The sequence below is a fragment of the Sphingobium sp. SJ10-10 genome (assembly GCF_036038995.2).
Lineage (GTDB): Bacteria > Pseudomonadota > Alphaproteobacteria > Sphingomonadales > Sphingomonadaceae > Sphingobium.
Window position 1 is genome coordinate 165254 of sequence record NZ_CP158135.1, and the last position, 15626, is coordinate 180879.

At 58.9% G+C, this 15626-nt stretch carries 19 protein-coding genes; 9 read left to right on the forward strand and 10 right to left on the reverse strand.

Translation table 11 applies throughout. The features are described from left to right. The first annotated feature begins 1 nt into the window (after position 1). The 4 genes from VVT58_RS22725 to VVT58_RS22740 all read left to right on the forward strand — a co-directional run bounded on the left by VVT58_RS22725 (position 2) and on the right by VVT58_RS22740 (position 2712). The gene (locus tag VVT58_RS22725; RefSeq protein ID WP_066564724.1) at positions 2-781 is read left to right on the forward strand and encodes an LPD7 domain-containing protein; all 780 of its coding nucleotides are present in this window, start codon (positions 2-4) and stop codon (positions 779-781) included. Positions 782-871: 90 nt separating this feature from the next. After that, a complete protein-coding gene (locus VVT58_RS22730) occupies positions 872-1147 on the forward strand; it encodes a hypothetical protein (protein ID WP_145907833.1) in 276 nt (91 codons plus the stop codon). 166 nt (positions 1148-1313) lie between these two features. Further along, on the forward strand, positions 1314-2144 hold the full coding sequence (locus tag VVT58_RS22735) for a MucR family transcriptional regulator (RefSeq protein WP_066564728.1): 831 nt from the start codon (positions 1314-1316) through the stop codon (positions 2142-2144). Positions 2145-2289: 145 nt separating this feature from the next. Beyond that, positions 2290-2712 carry an HIRAN domain-containing protein gene (locus tag VVT58_RS22740; protein ID WP_066564732.1) on the forward strand — a complete coding sequence of 141 codons (423 nt, stop codon included), beginning with the start codon at positions 2290-2292 and terminating at the stop codon, positions 2710-2712. A gap of 29 nt (positions 2713-2741) precedes the next feature. On the opposite strand, the gene VVT58_RS22745 is transcribed toward VVT58_RS22740, so the two are convergent. Further along, positions 2742-3278 (reverse strand): hypothetical protein, encoded by a 537-nt coding sequence (locus VVT58_RS22745; protein WP_066564733.1) that lies wholly within the window; start codon positions 3276-3278, stop codon positions 2742-2744. A 175-nt stretch (positions 3279-3453) separates the two neighbouring features. Between VVT58_RS22745 and VVT58_RS22750 the strand changes: the two genes are divergently transcribed. Next, positions 3454-3729 carry an HU family DNA-binding protein gene (locus tag VVT58_RS22750; RefSeq protein ID WP_066564735.1) on the forward strand — a complete coding sequence of 92 codons (276 nt, stop codon included), beginning with the start codon at positions 3454-3456 and terminating at the stop codon, positions 3727-3729. Positions 3730-4234: 505 nt separating this feature from the next. On the opposite strand, the gene VVT58_RS22755 is transcribed toward VVT58_RS22750, so the two are convergent. Both VVT58_RS22755 and VVT58_RS22760 read right to left on the reverse strand, forming a co-directional pair. After that, complete coding sequence (locus VVT58_RS22755; protein WP_066564736.1) at positions 4235-5104, reverse strand: nucleotidyl transferase AbiEii/AbiGii toxin family protein; 870 nt, start codon at positions 5102-5104, stop codon at positions 4235-4237. After that, the gene (locus VVT58_RS22760; protein ID WP_237230221.1) at positions 5101-6153 is read right to left on the reverse strand and encodes a type IV toxin-antitoxin system AbiEi family antitoxin; all 1053 of its coding nucleotides are present in this window, start codon (positions 6151-6153) and stop codon (positions 5101-5103) included. The genes VVT58_RS22755 and VVT58_RS22760 overlap by 4 nt, the downstream gene beginning before the upstream one ends. Before the next feature lie 723 nt (positions 6154-6876). Between VVT58_RS22760 and VVT58_RS22765 the strand changes: the two genes are divergently transcribed. Continuing rightward, entirely contained in the window at positions 6877-7701 is an 825-nt protein-coding gene (locus VVT58_RS22765) for an alpha/beta hydrolase (RefSeq protein WP_237230236.1), read from the forward strand. Positions 7702-7818: 117 nt separating this feature from the next. Further along, on the forward strand, positions 7819-7986 hold the full coding sequence (locus VVT58_RS22770) for a hypothetical protein (protein WP_158511807.1): 168 nt from the start codon (positions 7819-7821) through the stop codon (positions 7984-7986). Between the two features lie 31 nt (positions 7987-8017). Here the strand turns inward: VVT58_RS22770 and VVT58_RS22775 are convergent, their stop codons facing one another. From VVT58_RS22775 to VVT58_RS22805, 7 genes are all read right to left on the reverse strand, one after another. Continuing rightward, positions 8018-8191, reverse strand: coding sequence for a DUF6771 family protein (locus tag VVT58_RS22775; RefSeq protein ID WP_327753075.1), 174 nt, complete (start codon positions 8189-8191; stop codon positions 8018-8020). A gap of 68 nt (positions 8192-8259) precedes the next feature. Next, positions 8260-9354, reverse strand: coding sequence for a relaxase/mobilization nuclease domain-containing protein (locus VVT58_RS22780; RefSeq protein ID WP_066564744.1), 1095 nt, complete (start codon positions 9352-9354; stop codon positions 8260-8262). Then, positions 9354-9905 (reverse strand): hypothetical protein, encoded by a 552-nt coding sequence (locus VVT58_RS22785; RefSeq protein WP_082749257.1) that lies wholly within the window; start codon positions 9903-9905, stop codon positions 9354-9356. The genes VVT58_RS22780 and VVT58_RS22785 overlap by 1 nt, the downstream gene beginning before the upstream one ends. 178 nt (positions 9906-10083) lie before the next feature. Continuing rightward, complete coding sequence (locus VVT58_RS22790; RefSeq protein WP_327753077.1) at positions 10084-10899, reverse strand: ParB/RepB/Spo0J family partition protein; 816 nt, start codon at positions 10897-10899, stop codon at positions 10084-10086. A 62-nt stretch (positions 10900-10961) separates the two neighbouring features. Next, positions 10962-11696 (reverse strand): ParA family protein, encoded by a 735-nt coding sequence (locus tag VVT58_RS22795; protein ID WP_066564747.1) that lies wholly within the window; start codon positions 11694-11696, stop codon positions 10962-10964. Continuing rightward, a complete protein-coding gene (locus tag VVT58_RS22800) occupies positions 11693-11848 on the reverse strand; it encodes a hypothetical protein (protein WP_158511808.1) in 156 nt (51 codons plus the stop codon). The genes VVT58_RS22795 and VVT58_RS22800 overlap by 4 nt, the downstream gene beginning before the upstream one ends. Positions 11849-11996: 148 nt before the next feature. Continuing rightward, positions 11997-12326 (reverse strand): single-stranded DNA-binding protein, encoded by a 330-nt coding sequence (locus VVT58_RS22805; protein ID WP_066564749.1) that lies wholly within the window; start codon positions 12324-12326, stop codon positions 11997-11999. Positions 12327-12874: 548 nt separating this feature from the next. On the opposite strand from VVT58_RS22805, the gene VVT58_RS22810 reads away from it, so the two are divergent. Further along, positions 12875-13444 (forward strand): hypothetical protein, encoded by a 570-nt coding sequence (locus VVT58_RS22810; RefSeq protein WP_352000177.1) that lies wholly within the window; start codon positions 12875-12877, stop codon positions 13442-13444. Positions 13445-14280: 836 nt separating this feature from the next. Further along, entirely contained in the window at positions 14281-15402 is a 1122-nt protein-coding gene (locus tag VVT58_RS22815) for a replication initiation protein (RefSeq protein WP_066564348.1), read from the forward strand. Positions 15403-15626: the final 224 nt, after the last annotated feature.

The window sequence follows — 15626 nt, forward strand, 5'->3', positions numbered from 1 at the left end:
TATGGCTGATAACCTCACCCCGCCCGACGCTGGACCCGAGCCGACGCGCAAGCGCGCCACCGTCGAAATGCCCCAGGAGCTCGAAACCCGTTTCTTGCGGGTGGGGGACAAGCTCTATCGCAGCGCGCATGACAAGGATCCGGTGGCGACGATTTCTCCCGACCGCATCAAGGCGAAAGATAGCCGCGCCCTCCCCGATCTCATTCGGCTTGCCAAAGCCAATGGCTGGACTGCGCTCAAGATCAATGGCGACGCGGAGTTCAAGCGCGCCGCCTATCTGGCCGCAGCCGCACAAGGGCTGACGATTGAGGGGTATCGGCCTGACGCCAAGACGCGGGCGGCGGCGCAGCGTGACCAGACCCTCCAGGCTGGAACCCCGAAGTCACGTACCCAGACACGCGACGTTGGCGAGGCGGAGTCTAAGCAGCGCGCGTCCAGAACGGCCAGCCAGGTCCGGGACAGTAAGGAAAAGCCCGACCCGCGGACCGACCTCGCCGAACGGTTCCGCCGTCAATCCCACATCGACAATGCCAAGGACCCGGAACTGCGCCGCGCGCAGAGCCATGTCGCCCACGCCATGACGATTGCGGCCAAGCGCTTCCCGCAGGATGAAGGTCGGCGGAACGCCTTTGTGGATCGCCGCAAGGAAGAGGTGGCTGTCCGGATAGAGCGCGGCGAACGGATTGCGGGCGTGCAGATCCGCCAGCAGCAGGATGAGCGCGTCCGCTCGATCCAGCAAAGCCAGATTTTGCAACGGCAACGCTCACCCAACGGACGCTGATCAGATCGAGCGAGGAGGCAGGTTATGACGCAGCAACCAGAAGGGAGGCACGGTCTCCACGTTCGGAGCGCCGACGCGCAAGGGATTGGATTGGCAAATGGACCCAAGCAGTGGGTCGCGCCCTGGTCCAGCATCGTGGAAATTGCTGCCACGGTGACGCCGTACCAGGGTCGGCGTCTCCTTGTCGCTGTCATTGGGGTCGGGCCGCAGCGGGTCGTGATCGTTTCCGAAGATGAGCCGGTCTGGCCCCTGTTGCACAGCGCCATTGAGGTCCATTTGCCCAATGCCAGACGTCTCGCCGAATGGGAACCTGAAGCTCGGAAGGGAGAGAGCGTCCATGTCATCTTTGCAGGGCAGCCGGTTTGATCAATTGGCAGAGATTTGATCTCTGTTGAAATCAGAGAGTGACAGCCGGCTAACAGTAAATGCCGGGTCACTCGTCAGAAGTTTATGTTCTCCCAAAACGCGCAATATTTACATTGCTGAAAATATCGCGCACAGCAGGCTCATCACTCAAGATGGGTCAATCCTCATGGCAGACGAAACCAATTCCGACATCACCGCCCTCACCGTTCAACTGTTGAGCGCATTCGTCTCGAACAATAGTGTTTCGAGCGATGGTCTTGCGGAGCTGATCAAGACCACCCGATCTGCCTTGACCCAGGATGTGGCGGCGCCCGCCGCGCAAGCCGCAGCGGAAGAATTTGCGCCGGCCGTTTCGGTTCGCAAGAGCCTTGCATCGCGGGAGCATATCCTCAGCCTCATCGACGGCAAGCCCTACAAGACCCTGAAGCGGCACCTCGCCCAGCATGGCCTGACGCCCGAACAATATCGCGAGCGCTACAAGCTGCCCAAAACCTATCCGCTCGTGGCCCCCAGCTATTCGGATGCGCGTCGCGCCGTGGCTGAGAAACTGGGCCTGGGGAAGAAGCCTGTCGCTGCACCGGCTGAAAAAGCAGCGTCCGTCCCTGCTGCCACGGTTGCTCCTGCCAAGGCGCCTGTGAAAGCGGCAACGCCGAAGGCTTCGCCCGCACCGGTCGCCAAGGCCGAAATGAGCTCGAAGCCCACCAAGGCCGCTACTGCGGAAAAGGCCGCGCCACGCAAGCGTCTGTCGATCGCGACGCCGAAGGTAGAGAAGCCGGCGGCGCCGGCGGCCGTGAAGACGCAAGCCTCGGTTGCCCCGTCCAGCGCGCCCAAGAGCGACGTGGCGAAAACTGCCAAGCCGAAGACTGCGGCGAAGGCGAAGCCTGCTGCAAAGGCAAAGGCGGCACCCAAGGCCAAGACTGCGAAGGGTGACGCAAAGCCTGCCGCTCCGGCGCCCGTGGAAGCAAAGGCCCCGGAAACCGCCGCCGCCAGCAACTGAATAGGGGGAGATGTGCAGCCTCACGAAACCGTGGGGCTGCATATTTTGATCTCGCTAGGTGGACGGCCTATCGGCGAAACCATTCGTCGCGGATGGCCTCCAACCGCTCTGGACAGCGAACACCGATCCTCATTAAGCGCAGCCCGTGCCACAGGAACTGAGTCTTGCCGTTGTCGGAGCGTTATACCCCAACAACGATGGCTCGAACCGGCAGTTCGAAATCCGGATGCTCAATCCGGGCGATGCGATTTCGCTCCTTCCCGAACCCGCCAACAGATTAGACAGCAGCGCCGTCGCCGTCTTCTCCTTCCGCGGATTTCAGATCGGCTATCTGTCCGCTGAACGCTGTGGCTGGATTGGCGCGAAAATCCAGCAAGGACAGGATGTCCGCGCCATCTTCCAGGCACCGACCAACGATGGCGCGATCATCCGGGTCCATCTCGATGGCGGCACCCCTACCCTGCCGCCGCCCCCACCTGAGTCGGTGCTTTCGGTCGATGCGCTCTATGCGCAGCAAGCCGATCTCGCATCAGGCTTCTGGCCCGATTATCTGCCGCCCGATGATTGAAGCGCACCGCGCCCGGCCAGCGTCAGTCCCTAATGGACCCGCCCCAGGGCGCGCTTCGCTTCAGGGGTGATCGTGTAAACGGCTTCGCGCTGCGCGCCCCGGTTGGCGTGATCGACCCGGAATCCCTTATAGTGGCGGCGCAGCAACCCCGCGCGGACCAGGTCCGACGCTGCCCTACTGATGCTGGTACGGCCCGATCGCACTATACGGGCTTTGATTTCCTCCGCGATCCGCGCCTCGGCTGCGACCGGATCTTCGGGCAGCTGCCCCTTGGTCACAAGATCGGCGCGCACTGCATCGATCAGCGTGCGACGGCGACCGTCCTTCTGCGCCAACGGGATCAACGCCTCGCAAAGCCAGTCCCGCACCGGCAGCAGCGCGCCGTCATAGCGGACATAAGGCCCGATGCTATCGCCTTGCCCCACGGCCTTGTAGATGAGGTTCAGCACCATGAAGGCATAGCGCGGGCGCTTGGAGACCTGCGAAATTCGGTCGATAAGATCGGGCAATGACCCAAGGGTGGGGGCTGTTTCGCGGGGTTCGAAAAGGTCGGGCTGCTGGAACATATCAGGAATCTAGCACAAGCGCGGTCCCTGTGAATCCCCCCGCGCGGCTGGGGAACCACAAAAAACAGATATGTCACTTTACCGAGCCCCGAAGGGGCTTGCCGCCGCAAATTCCGTTGCTGCGGGCCCAAAAGCCAGTAAATAAGGCCTCTCCATTCCTTAGGAGAGATGCTTCATGAACAATAGCGCAATCGCCGAAGCCATTGCTAGCGAGCATGGCCTCACCAAGACCGACGCCCGTACCTATGTCGATGCGGTGTTCACCGCTATCGCCGACGCCGCCGCCAATGGCAACGAAGTGAGCCTGAACGGCTTCGGGAAATTCAAGGTCAAGGACAGCCCGGCTCGTGAAGGCCGCAATCCGGCCAACGGGGAAACCATCCAGATCGCCGCGTCCAAGAAGCTGACCTTCACGCCTGCCAAGGCGGTCAAAGATCAGTTGAACGGCTGATTTTTGTGTGGGCGCCGTCGGACGCGGCGGCGCTCCATCACCCATCAAAGAATGTCACTTTTTCTGGCCCGCTAAAGTGACACGCCTGCCATTTCATATGCGGTTTTTTCGGCAGAGATAGTGAGCCCGCGAATGGCGGTAGCAAGAATAGCGGCCAGTAATGAACGACCTCGGCGCGCCGATTCCTTCCGGGCGCGGCGGATCGAGCGATCACTGCCAAACTTATCCACATTCCTTTCACCATCTTATCCACAGACGGTACTTCGGGAACGATAGCAGCACCCAAACAATTGAATCGGCAAAGCGGCCGACGAAGAAACAGCATTGTGGTCCTGACCGAAGCCGGGTCGCTGCTGGCGAAGGATACGCGGAATCGCGTTTATGTATATGAAAGAAACGACTTTGTCTCTGCCGCGAACCACCGGCTAGGCGCCGCTGGCTTGTGATATCTCTTCGTCCCACGCCAGTTCGTGCAACAGCGTGTTGCACAATTACGGGTCCACGCTCATCCAGCCTGCGGATCGAAGCCTATCGCCTTTAGCCACGCCACAACCTGACCAAAGGCATCCTGCTGCCACTCGTCTGGGCTGCGATCATCGAGGATATCAGAGTTTTCAACGAAACGGCGGACGCTGGTGGGCCCGAAATCATCCGGTCGGCGGAATTTACCTGCGATTTTAAAATAGCCGTCTACTGCGCTCTGCTCGTGGAGGAGCGGCTTGCAGGCTTCCGCCAGCGCCTCGATACCGTCCGGATAATTTCGAACCGAATAATAAATGTCGTATCCGTCCTTGGGCTTATTCCGGCCATCAAGGGCGTGGCCTTTCATCGCCAACAACGCAGGTATGGATGCAACGGCGATCATCACTTTGTTGACGCCACCGCCAGGCATCGCTCCCTCGAGCGCTACCATTTCATAAAAGCGTGTGGCGAGATCTGCTCCAAACGCCCGTTGGGTGGCAAAGTCCGCTGTGAGTGCAGGCCGATTCTTTTCGATGACAGCGTCATAAGGACGCAAGAAATCGATGACGATCGTGATCGGGGCACCGCCATCGCCCGGATCGAAAGTCCGCTCCATCTGGAAATTCTTCAGATCTTCAACATGGGCATAACCCTGTTCCCGAAGCGCTTCTACCAATCCGACATATTGATCATCCGCAGCAAGCGCCTCAGCATCAAGGCTGAGGTCGATATCAGCCGTCCCGACATGCTTCATATCGCTTTCTTCAAGCAGCAACCAAGGGACAGCGCCACCGATCACGGCAAACTTGCCCCGATAGCTACCAAGAGTTTGGCCGATTTCCACCAACACCGAACGAACGGCGTTACTGGTACGATCATCATAGTCGGTGGCTGACTGCGGTTCCTGATTCATGAAGCCCGATGTAGGAGCTTTTGCCGAAGATGGGCAGCGGCTTCTTGCCCGCGATCCCCACCTTGCATCAAATCTAGATAGGTTTGCACAGGACTGGTTGCAATCCGTCCTTCGCCCACCGGTATGGCATCATCCAGAACCCCTTCTTCTTCCGGGACGACGATGATGACGTTCGCACCCTTTGGCGCCTCGGTCGTTGCGAGAAGTTGGTCTAGCGCGGCCAGGCCCGCCTCATCGGCGTAGAAGTAATGATTGGGATGACGGGCAAAGGGAGACAGCCATTCAGCCGCCGAGAATGAGGCGAGCGCCACCTTGCCGTCGAGCGCGTCGAGACCTCGCAGTCGCTCAGCCAATCTACTGCCGTGGAGGGTGGTATGGCGCCTGAATTCCTCGCCCTGGGGCGGCCGGTAATTTTCCGCCCAGCTGTCGAGCAGATCCCCAGGCGCGCTCAGAAGCAGGCCGGCATCGGTCTGGTCGGCCCATCCTCTTTCCCGCAGTACAGAGCCGACATTGCTGACCAGACCGACGCTCACCTGGGCGGCCTCAGCAAGTTCCACCGTTCGCCAATTCCGGCCAGGCTCGGCCAGCAGTCGACGCAAAATGCGCGCCGATTTGGGCTGGTAAAGCGACCGCAACACCCGCCGCTCCGTTTCTGGACGCCCTGGAACTTCGCGCTCGATATACACGCTATCGAATGCGATCAGCGCATTACCCATGAAATCGAGATATCCAACCCGCTCATCCTTGCAAACGTCACGGGCTTGAGGCGACAAGTAGGGCGCCATGACGATCGGTATGGCATCGCTATGCGCGTCCCGAAGGTAAGTACGCAGTTGACGGGCCGCGTCCCTCACGATCCTCGGCTGGCCACTGCTTTTCACGTCCACCGCGAGATGGAGTGGCCTATCTGCGAAGCGGCCCTCGACACGTATGTCGATGCCTTTGTCGCTATTGCTTGGATCGTCGCGTAGAATCTCCTCAATCTCAACATTGGGGAGATTCGCCAGGAACAACTCGAGGCTACGGGCGGCTTCGCGCTCTGCGTTCACTATTTTATGCCTTTTCATCGACACGTTGAATACGCCATTCCGGTGAAAATGGCAACGGTTCACTAAAATCGCTATTTCAACAAAATGCTGAAGCTCATATTTTAATGAAATTCAATGATGACGCCCGAGCCGGCCCGCGCGATACGGAGGCAGGGGCGGCGTCAGCGTCATACAAGGAGGAGACCGCCTCGACCTTAAGCGTTTCATGAAGTTTTCCGCATCATCGTAGGGATTTACCCGCCGGCATCATCGATCCGGTGATGCATTTCGCAGACCGCACTCCCGAAAGCTGATTAAGTTCCATCGACTCGTCGGGAAATTGCCTGAACGAAAGTTAATCTTGTTCGGTTCGTCGCAAAAAAGCGCTATAGGAGTCGTGCGACCCGAAGGCTCTGGCTTATAGCTGAGAGACTTCTACTGACCCGATTATCTTCATGATAGTCGGGTCATTTTTAGTGCCGGACCGAGATAGCTGAGGTGCGACCCAAAGGCGAGCTTCTCGGCCCAGCTTCACCCTTTTACATTTTACTTTGGTATTCCCCTAACTCGCTGCCTGGCTGACCATGGTTTGACGGTCAAGGGAACCGATCCACGAAGAAGTTCTGTCACATACGCCCCGATGGCGTTTTCGCGCTGGGCCGCGCATGATCATTCGTCTTGGGTGGAGGGGCAATGAACCGGCGATTCAGATGGGCAACGGCAGGAGCAACTCTTGTGACCGCCATGATCGGCGCGGCGTGCTCGCCTCTGCTGACATTCGACATGCTGGTTCCCAAGGATGACGGCGGCGTCAAAGTGGCGAGCGACATTTCCTATGGCGAGGGAACACGGCAAAAGCTGGACATATATGCGCCGCGTCACGCTGCAGCGGAAGCGAGGCTGCCGATCATCCTGTTCTTCTATGGTGGCTCCTGGGCCAGTGGCACGCGAAATGGCTACGCCTTTGTCGGCCGAGCATTGGCTGCACAGGGGTTTCTGGTCATCATCCCCGACTATCGGGTCGGTCCCGCCAATCTCTATCCCGACTTTGTAAAGGATGGTGCCAGCGTCATTCGATGGATTGTTGCTCATGGAAGGGAACATGGCGGCGAACCGACCAATATTGTGGTCAGCGGTCATTCGGCGGGCGCCTACATTGCTGCAATGCTAGCGGTCGACGACCGCTGGCTTGGCAAGGATAGAATCGCGATCAAGGGGCTAGTCGGGATCGCCGGCCCTTATGATTTTGCGCCATTCGACGTTCCTGCAAGCAAGGCAGCCTTCGGCGCATGGCCCAAACCTGCCGACACGCAGCCTGTACGCTGGGCAGGCGCAGGTGATCCTCCTACACTGCTTCTGATCGGCGGTTCAGATGTAACCGTGCGCGCGCGCAACAGCGAGGCCCTCGCCGCAAAGCTGCGAGCTGGCGGCGTCGCGGTCCAGGTCAAGCGCTATCCCGGCATCGGTCATATCGGCATGGTGACAGCAATGGCCCGTCCGTTTCGTTACCGCGCCAGCATTATCACTGACACGGTAAAGTTTGCGCAGCGGGTCACTGGCGTTAACTGATCTCGGCTCCAGCCCGTCGCAAAACGCGAAGGGACCAGTCATCCGTTATCGGATCGCGAGTTTAAAACCATCGAGGATGTCAACGAAACCTCTCGCCTTCATCAGCGGGGCGTCCCCATGCTGGCAAGGGCGGTTATGGCTCGATCCGTTGCGGAGCTCGCGTTCTGGCGTGATCGCCGCAACGGATCGAGCCATGAGTTCGGCTTCATCGAGCGGAAGCTCGTCGACCAAACCATCTCGTCGGTCGCGCAGCACGGCTTCGAGAAAGCAAACCTTCAACGATGAGCCCAGATACCGAACGCCAAACCGGTTCGCTTCAGCCCTGCGAGCAAGTGCCGGTCTGATTAGCAAGCGCGTCGGCAATCATAGCGGCCAGGGTTTCTTCCGCACGACGACGCGCGCTGGTGTCCTTCGATTCCAGATCATGCCGCAACCATTGCGGAGCGCGCTCAATAACGCGTAGAATCATGGCGGTCATATTCTCATCCATCGCTGGCGGCATATGAAGGCTGACAGCCTCCTGCGCAACGCAGCAATCACCTGTCCGCGCGTGTCGGGCTATCGCTTTCGATCAGGCGGTGAGCGACCGGAAGATTGTCTCTCCGGCGAATTGTCGCGCTTCTGCACCCGGGCGCGCTGTACGCGTTCCAACGCATCCTTCAGCACCCGGTCCGGCACAGTCTCGATGGTCGTTCGATCTTTCAGGAACGACCGAAGTTCTTTCGCGAGGGCCTGATCACGCGGATCTTGAGACCGCTCGAACTTTTCCGCAGCCTGCTCGTACTTCTGCCTCGTCGCGACCCACCGCTCCTTCGCGCGCACGACGAATTCCGGCGACGTCGCCTTTCCAGCGGCGATGGCTAAGGCCTCGCGAGCCTGTCGCATGTCAGCCTCGGTCGGTTGCCGCGACACACCCTGCCTGATCTTTTCACGCATCTGGGCAAGAGCCATGCTGGTCCCCGCCCTCCCCTGCCCCCGCGTCCAACGCGGCGTCGCTTCGCATTCGACACCGCGGCTGCGCAGCGCCTCCGCAAAGACTTCGCGAAATCTGAAGAGATCCTCCCTTCGCGGGTCGAAGCGCCGACCATCCAGCCCTTCGGCCTGCACCGTCAGATGCACATGCGGCCGGGGCGTGTCGGTGTGCAGCGCCATCAGATAATCATGATTGTCGCCAACCATCCGATCGGCGGTCTCCCGCGCCGCCTGCCTTACTGTCTCGGCATCGGTGCCCTCCGGCATGGAAAAGACCATCGCCACCGCCGACACCGTCGCCCGCTCCCGCCAGTAGAGCGGCTCGGACCATTCCTGCGCAATCTGCTGAAGCTCGCCCTTGTCGGCAATCACCTCGCCATCGCGCGTCTCCACAGCGACCTCGCCGTGCCGCCCGATATAGGCGAGATGAGCACCCAGATGCTCGGCGCCCTTCTTGCGTCCGGTGACCTTCACCAGCACCTCCGGTGCCCTTCGGACAACCCGCGCCAGGACCGCACGAGCGTCCGCCCGCGTCGCAGCCGCGCCGCCGCCAGCCCGATACGGACCGGTCTGATCGAAAAGATGCTTCGCATAAGCCAGGTTCGGATCGCCGAAGACGCGCGGACGAAATACCGGCTTCAGCACGCCCCACAGTTCATCCTCGCGCTCGCCAAAGGGCATCAGTCAGCCACCTTCCAGTAGCTGAGGTCATTGCGCAGCGCTTCATCAAGCACCGCCACCTGCGCACTGATTTCCTGCCGCATCTCGACGATGGTGCGCAGCTCACTTTCAAGCTGCAGGCCGTTGTCGGCCATCATCGCTGCGTTGCCCGCCTTCATAGCCTGGTTGATATTGCGGCCGATCCGCTGCAACTGCATCCGCACCGGGCCAAGGCTTGTCCGCAACCCGTCGTCGACATTACCCTTGAGACCGAGGTGTCGGCGCATCAGCGCCTTCACCCACCCTGCCCTGTCGGTTCCACGCTGGGCGGCACGGACGCTGAGCACCGCCATCTCCGTATCCGTCACGCGGAAGGTAATGCGATTGGTCGCCCGTTCCGTGCGCGCCTCGACAGTGGGAGCCTCACCAGCCTGGCGCATCGCTTGATCCAACAAGGACCGCAGGAGGGCACTGCGCCCTCCCCTGCCCTGGGCAAGTGCGTCGAACGCGTCGAGCGTCGCCCGATCGATGCGGACTGTCATGCTGGCTTTGGTGTCAGTGGAGGTTGTCACAATGGCGATCCTCTTCCTGTGCTGCTAAGCTACTGTAATACAACGAACACCACAACCCCTATCCTGCCCTCAATCAATCTCCACAAAATCACGCTCCAATCTGTGGCGCGTGCCACAGCCTTCTGTCAGTCGGGGAGACTTGGAAAACGCGGAAGAGAATGCAGGCTCTGGCGCTGGGTTAAAATCGAATGGTGCGTGCCTGGTCTTCACCTTCAAAACACACCACCGCTTCGATCAGGCGAGCGCGCTTTCCATCGATGTCGATGAACCGCGCGTCTTCATTCTGCTTCCGATCCGGGCGAATGGACGGTGCATCTTGTGATAGCTTCTGAGCCTTTGCCACATGGGTCGGTACGGCCGAAACGGGCGCCGGGGAAACGCGCTCCTGCGTTTCCGGGAGCGTTCGCGCTGCCGTGTCGCGGCGAGCGAAGGCTTCGCAATCGGCGACCGTCAGGGAGCCGACCGGCGCCCGATCCAGGAACAGCCTTACCCCCGCCTCGTCATTGGCTGCGGCGTTCATCAAAGCCACCGCACCGCGGATGGGCAGATCGTCCAGGCGAGCTGCGATAAAATCCGGCGCTGACGCCAGGCTGTGCAGCCGGGAAAGGCGCGCACGATCGCGACCAGTGCCGCGGGCTAGGTCAGCGATACTTCTGCCGCCCGCCACCTGATCGGCAACAAAAGCGATCATGTCGCGCACCGACAATTCTTCGCGCTGATCATTCTCTATGAACTGATCCATGCGCAATTGATCGGGGTCGGACACTTCCCGCACGATCGCGCGTACCGGGCGACCCAGTTGAAGGCAGGCACGCCAGCGGCGCTCTCCAAACTGGATCATATAGCGACCGTCATCATCAGCCGGTGCAACAATGATCGGTTGTAGCTGGCCGCGCGCCGCGATGGTCTCGGCCAGGCCATCAATCTCCGCCTGGTCAATCGCGCGGCGCACATTGTTGGGGTCGGCATAGATTTGCTGAGGATCGAGCGACATCACCCTCTCCTGGCTCCCGACCTCGTCCTTAGCTGCGAAGATGTCGAAGTTGCCAAAGTCCATCAGCTTTTGATCCTCTCCATCGCCTCTTCAAGAAAGGCACGCATCGGGGGAAGGGAGGTGCGAACATCCTTGTCGAACCGCCAAACCGGAACCCCGGCCTGAACCGCCTGACTATAATGCGCCCGGTCAGGAAGATGGGTCGCAAACAGATTGCGCCCGATCTTGGCTTTGAGTTCATCCAGCATCGCGAGCTGATTACGATCGTTGGCCTTCACCCGGTTGGCGACCAGCCCCGCAATCCGGATCGGGGTTCGGCGTCCCTTCTGATTGACGGTCTGGATCGAATTGGAAAGCTGTTTGGTGGAGTCTGGCCCGAACGGCCCCAGCTCCACCGGCACGATCAGATCATCGCAGACCATCAGCGCAGCGAAGTTGATCCAGCTCCAGGCGGGCGGCGTATCGATGACGCAATAATCATAAGCCTCCGACAGCGCGGGGAAATTGGCGCGGAATGCGGCAAGGGCTTTCCCATAGTCGGCATCATACTCGCCGGTCATACGGTTGGAGTAGATCGCACGTCCCTCCCCGACCGGCGTCTGGAAGCCATTCTCGAAAAGCTGCTTGCACGATCCCAGCTGCGCAAAATCGCGCAGCGCTGTTGAGGCATTACATTGCCGATCGAGGTCGAGCACCAGAACACGATGGCCAGCATCGGCAAGGTGCCAGGCGAGATGGCAGGCGATGGTGGTCTTGCCCGCCCCGCCCTTCTCGATGTTCACGGCGATCGTTTTCATCGCCGGTCATCCCACCAGGAGCGCCGGGCAAACCACCAGGTCTCCTCATCCTCATTAGGGGTGCGCCGCCCTGCCCCACCGTCACGCTTCCCGAAAAATCCGAGCACGAAGATGACAAGGAAGACGAGGCCCGCTTCTGCAATGCCGCTCATATCCTACCTCCACCATTTCCCAATTGGTCCTACTCGCGATCGCTTGACCCAAGCAGACGGCGGGCAGCGGTCCATCGAACCGCTGCCCGCCTGATTAAAGGCAATTGCCACGATCAGATGGGGCCGCTCCCAAGCGGCCCCACGCTTTCTAGCTGCTGGCCAGTTCGGCGTCGTTCGCCTTGGCCAGGATAGCAAAGCCGTCTGCGATGAGTTCGACCGTGTACCGCTTGCCTTCGGGGGCGTCGTAGGAATTTTGGCGGACCCGGCCCGCGATGTGAACCATGTCACCCTTCTCGGCCTTGGCGGCGCGTTCGATCAGCCGACCGAAGAGCGTCACCTCATTCCAGTGGGTGTCGGTGATCCACTCGCCATTATCCTGGCGGTTGTAGTTTGCGGCGACAGAGACCTTGGTGACCTTGTCGAGCTCCGCAATCTTTCCGATGCGGCCGATGATGCGAAATTCAGCGATGTTCTGCACTGGTTTAACCTCCACTCGATCAGGCTAATTCCTGATGGGGGTGACGAGGCAGCGGGGTTGACGGGATCAAGAGAAAAAACGGAGGGTCCACAACGTGGAAGCCGTAACCCCACGGGTGGTTATTCTCTTGATCTCATAGGCAGCACCGCAGCCCAGCTCCATGAAACAGGAATTTTCTGGTCGTGCAACAGAGGTTCAACCGGCTTAACCCGTTGAAAAGGCTTTTCATCTCGTCATACGGAAAGAGCGAGCGTTTGCACAGTCTCCACTCGACTTAGCCCCCCTCTCCTATAAGCAGTCAGGCATGAGGGGACGGATGCCACTGAGGAAGAGAATAGCTTCGCTCAGGCATGAATCGATACCAGCTCACGGCTAACGCAGACAGTGTGGAATATGCACGGCCTCCGACCAACCCGCCCCGACATGCCGACCGATGGCAAAACTTGTTCAACGATTTTTTACATTTGTGCCTCGCTTGGCCTATGGCCGTGCCAAACTGTAAGCAGTTGAGAACCGGGGTGTTGGGAGGCCAGATGAGATCAAATGACTTGTACCACGCCGGCGTTGCCGACGTTCGCGTTCCACCCGTCTCGTACCTCGCGACAAAATGCGATCCCAAGGCGGCGATTAATTCTACCGGCGTTATTTCAGTCATCGGTCTGTTCCAGGTCAGCAGAATGGCTGAGGCGCTGACCGCGCTCGCCGTCGAGCATGTAAAATTCGACAGTCCGACTGAATTGCGCATTGAATCCGGTTTCTGTCTCGCTCAGCCATGGGACTTTGACACGATGGTGAGCGCAGTCCGTCAGCGACGTGATGATGGCACGCTTGGTCCCGTCGAAGCTGAGAGGATCATCATGGCGGATATGCCAACCCTTTATCGGATCAGGATGGGTGAACATTCCGTATTTGCGGCCCGGCAAGCCGAAGACCCCTATCTCAAAGCCAAGATCGTGGGGGAGTTGCGATCGGTTTCACCCTCGAAGCCTTGGGCTGGGCCTGACTATAGTAAGATTGGCATGTTGGCGCCCGACATTGTGCAGATCCTGCAAACCTTGCGCGTCAGAATCATTGCGGCAAATTTGCTGACCGTTGCGGGTAACGACAACGAGCAATGACGTGGGATCAAGAAGGTCAGTGGCTCCTAAAGCGGCTTGGCTGCCAGAGGGTTTGCCTTTCCCTTTGCCTCCTGCTCCTTCCTTTACCACTGACGCTGCGAATGGGCGCTGCACTTGAGCGCTGCCTTTAAAATCAAAATTATCAAAGGCCCAAGCGGAGCGCGGGAGCTTCAAAGATTCCTTGATTCTAAGATTCAGAGGAAATTAACTGATATAAATCAATATGTTAATGTGCCTCCATATGAGAAAGCGGGGGCTTATACGTGAGTTCTGGGGGGCGTCTATGCGAGGCATAGGGGGCATGAAGCTGAGCGATCGGGGGATTATGTGAGTTCTCGGGGGCCCATGCGAACGGACCAAAGAACGACCAGGAAACCGCTGATTCCGCGTCAAAAACGGCGTCTTGCGGAATTAATATCGGTTTCACGGATCCTTCTATGTGAGTTTTCGGGGGCTTTGGAGGCGGTGACCGGTCTTTGTATGAGGAATTGGGGGGGGCGACCCTCCGCGCCAAATGGTTCCGGGAAGGAAAATTCGCTTGTGTTATATGAGTGATTGGGGGTGTATCTGAAAAGATAGTAAAATCAACCATATACGTCCATGTTTATGTGAGCTGTGGGGGGTGTGGCAGCGGTGAGCTGAATATGAACGTCTTCCCGCATCCGCTCTCGCAAGATCTTTATATGAGTTTTTGGGGGGCTACGCTGCGACTCAGCTTGGCAGCGCGAGTCGCCGTCCTAGGCCGTATTTATCTTTATGTGAGCGATCGGGGGTGCGTTTATATGAGTAACCGGGGGGATATTCTCATTATGAGAAACAAGTGATATGCAACTCACATGAAGCTCGATTCGGACACCGTTGAAATCGAGGTTACTTCCGACCTGGAGGGCCTAGGCAGGACGCTTCGGGTCGCTGATGCGATTCGCCGTCGCGACTTAGACTTTGTAAGCAAGCCGGGGGAATTAGTCGAATCGGAGTTCGAAACCGGCTCGCTAAGTGCCGCCGGAAGAAAGGCTTTTGCGCTTATGTTGCGCAAGGCTGGACCAGAAGCCGGCGAGGACAACAAGACGTTCACAATTACGAAGAAGGAGCTGCGGGGCTCTCACAAAGGTAATGAACGAATTCAGCCGGTGATGGACGAACTGCTGCGTGTCATCGTCCGAATTCGAACGACCACGAAGAAGGGAAAACCGGCAATCATGTCGCAGTCCCTCCTCTCCAGTTGTGTAGAGGAAATATCCGAAGATGGCATGAGCGTGGTCGAGTATGAGTTCTCGGAGAGCTTCAAGCGCGTCATCCAACGCTCCGATTACTATGCCAGGGTTAACCTCGGTGTGATGCTTGCATTGCAGTCACGCTATTCGCTCACTCTCTACGATCTCGGTTGTTTGATCATCAATCGCCAGAACCGCGTAGTCAAAATGAACGTTGAGGAATTGCGTCGCAGGCTTGGTGTGCCGGAAGGGAGTTTCAAGAACTTTGCCGAATTTCGACGCGATGTTCTCGCTAAGTCCAAATCTGAAATTGATCAGTTGGCCGACTTTACCGTTGAATGGGAAGAGGTCCGCGGATCCGGTCGGGGACGGCCGGTCGAGGCAGTCAAGCTGACGTTCAGCCCTAAAAATCCTGACGAGCAGGAAGAGACCGCGAAAGAACTGGATCGCCCGAAGATCGGGAGGCGCGCGCGAAGAGACGGGGCGGTTGAGGAGATAACGGCTGTCACTGTGTCAAAGCTGACCGGAAGTAGGCCCTTCCCAACCGGATCATTGCATTTCTGTGGAGATCAGCACCTACTGACGATCGTAGCCGACTTTGGTGGCGGTTGGGACAAAGACTTAATTGCCAGGGCGTTCCGTGACAAAATGGGGGATCGCCTCCTGACCCTTACAGGCTCTGCGCTCTACAAGGCATGGGAAGGCTTCTGCAAAGGCTTCGTTGGTATGCGCGGGAAGGCGTAAACCCGATCACCCTCCCCCGGTTCCTCATATAAACGACGACCGTGGCTAGACTGGGCCCCTCCCCTCACTTTCGGCCAACTCGATAAGCGCCATGATCCCGTCAGGGAGACTCAAATTGCGGTCATCACACCAACGCACGAGGCGATCGCGTTCGGGTGGTGAGAGACGCATGCTAATATGAAGCGACCGAGCGGGTCCTCGCTGAGGCTTTCGCTTCGGAGTGA

What these genes read in the sequence shown, in the direction of transcription:
- VVT58_RS22725 (WP_066564724.1), top strand. Translation starts at nt 2, where the DNA reads ATGGCTGATAACCTCACCCCGCCCGACGCTGGACCCGAGCCGACGCGC.
- VVT58_RS22765 (WP_237230236.1), top strand. Translation starts at nt 6,877, where the DNA reads ATGATCGGCGCGGCGTGCTCGCCTCTGCTGACATTCGACATGCTGGTT.
- VVT58_RS22745 (WP_066564733.1), bottom strand. Translation starts at nt 3,278, where the DNA reads ATGTTCCAGCAGCCCGACCTTTTCGAACCCCGCGAAACAGCCCCCACC.
- VVT58_RS22755 (WP_066564736.1), bottom strand. Translation starts at nt 5,104, where the DNA reads ATGAATCAGGAACCGCAGTCAGCCACCGACTATGATGATCGTACCAGT.
- VVT58_RS22795 (WP_066564747.1), bottom strand. Translation starts at nt 11,696, where the DNA reads ATGAAAACGATCGCCGTGAACATCGAGAAGGGCGGGGCGGGCAAGACC.
- VVT58_RS22750 (WP_066564735.1), top strand. Translation starts at nt 3,454, where the DNA reads ATGAACAATAGCGCAATCGCCGAAGCCATTGCTAGCGAGCATGGCCTC.
- VVT58_RS22800 (WP_158511808.1), bottom strand. Translation starts at nt 11,848, where the DNA reads ATGAGCGGCATTGCAGAAGCGGGCCTCGTCTTCCTTGTCATCTTCGTG.
- VVT58_RS22780 (WP_066564744.1), bottom strand. Translation starts at nt 9,354, where the DNA reads ATGCCCTTTGGCGAGCGCGAGGATGAACTGTGGGGCGTGCTGAAGCCG.
- VVT58_RS22735 (WP_066564728.1), top strand. Translation starts at nt 1,314, where the DNA reads ATGGCAGACGAAACCAATTCCGACATCACCGCCCTCACCGTTCAACTG.
- VVT58_RS22790 (WP_327753077.1), bottom strand. Translation starts at nt 10,899, where the DNA reads ATGTCGCTCGATCCTCAGCAAATCTATGCCGACCCCAACAATGTGCGC.
- VVT58_RS22775 (WP_327753075.1), bottom strand. Translation starts at nt 8,191, where the DNA reads ATGGATGAGAATATGACCGCCATGATTCTACGCGTTATTGAGCGCGCT.
- VVT58_RS22770 (WP_158511807.1), top strand. Translation starts at nt 7,819, where the DNA reads ATGCTGGCAAGGGCGGTTATGGCTCGATCCGTTGCGGAGCTCGCGTTC.
- VVT58_RS22815 (WP_066564348.1), top strand. Translation starts at nt 14,281, where the DNA reads ATGAAGCTCGATTCGGACACCGTTGAAATCGAGGTTACTTCCGACCTG.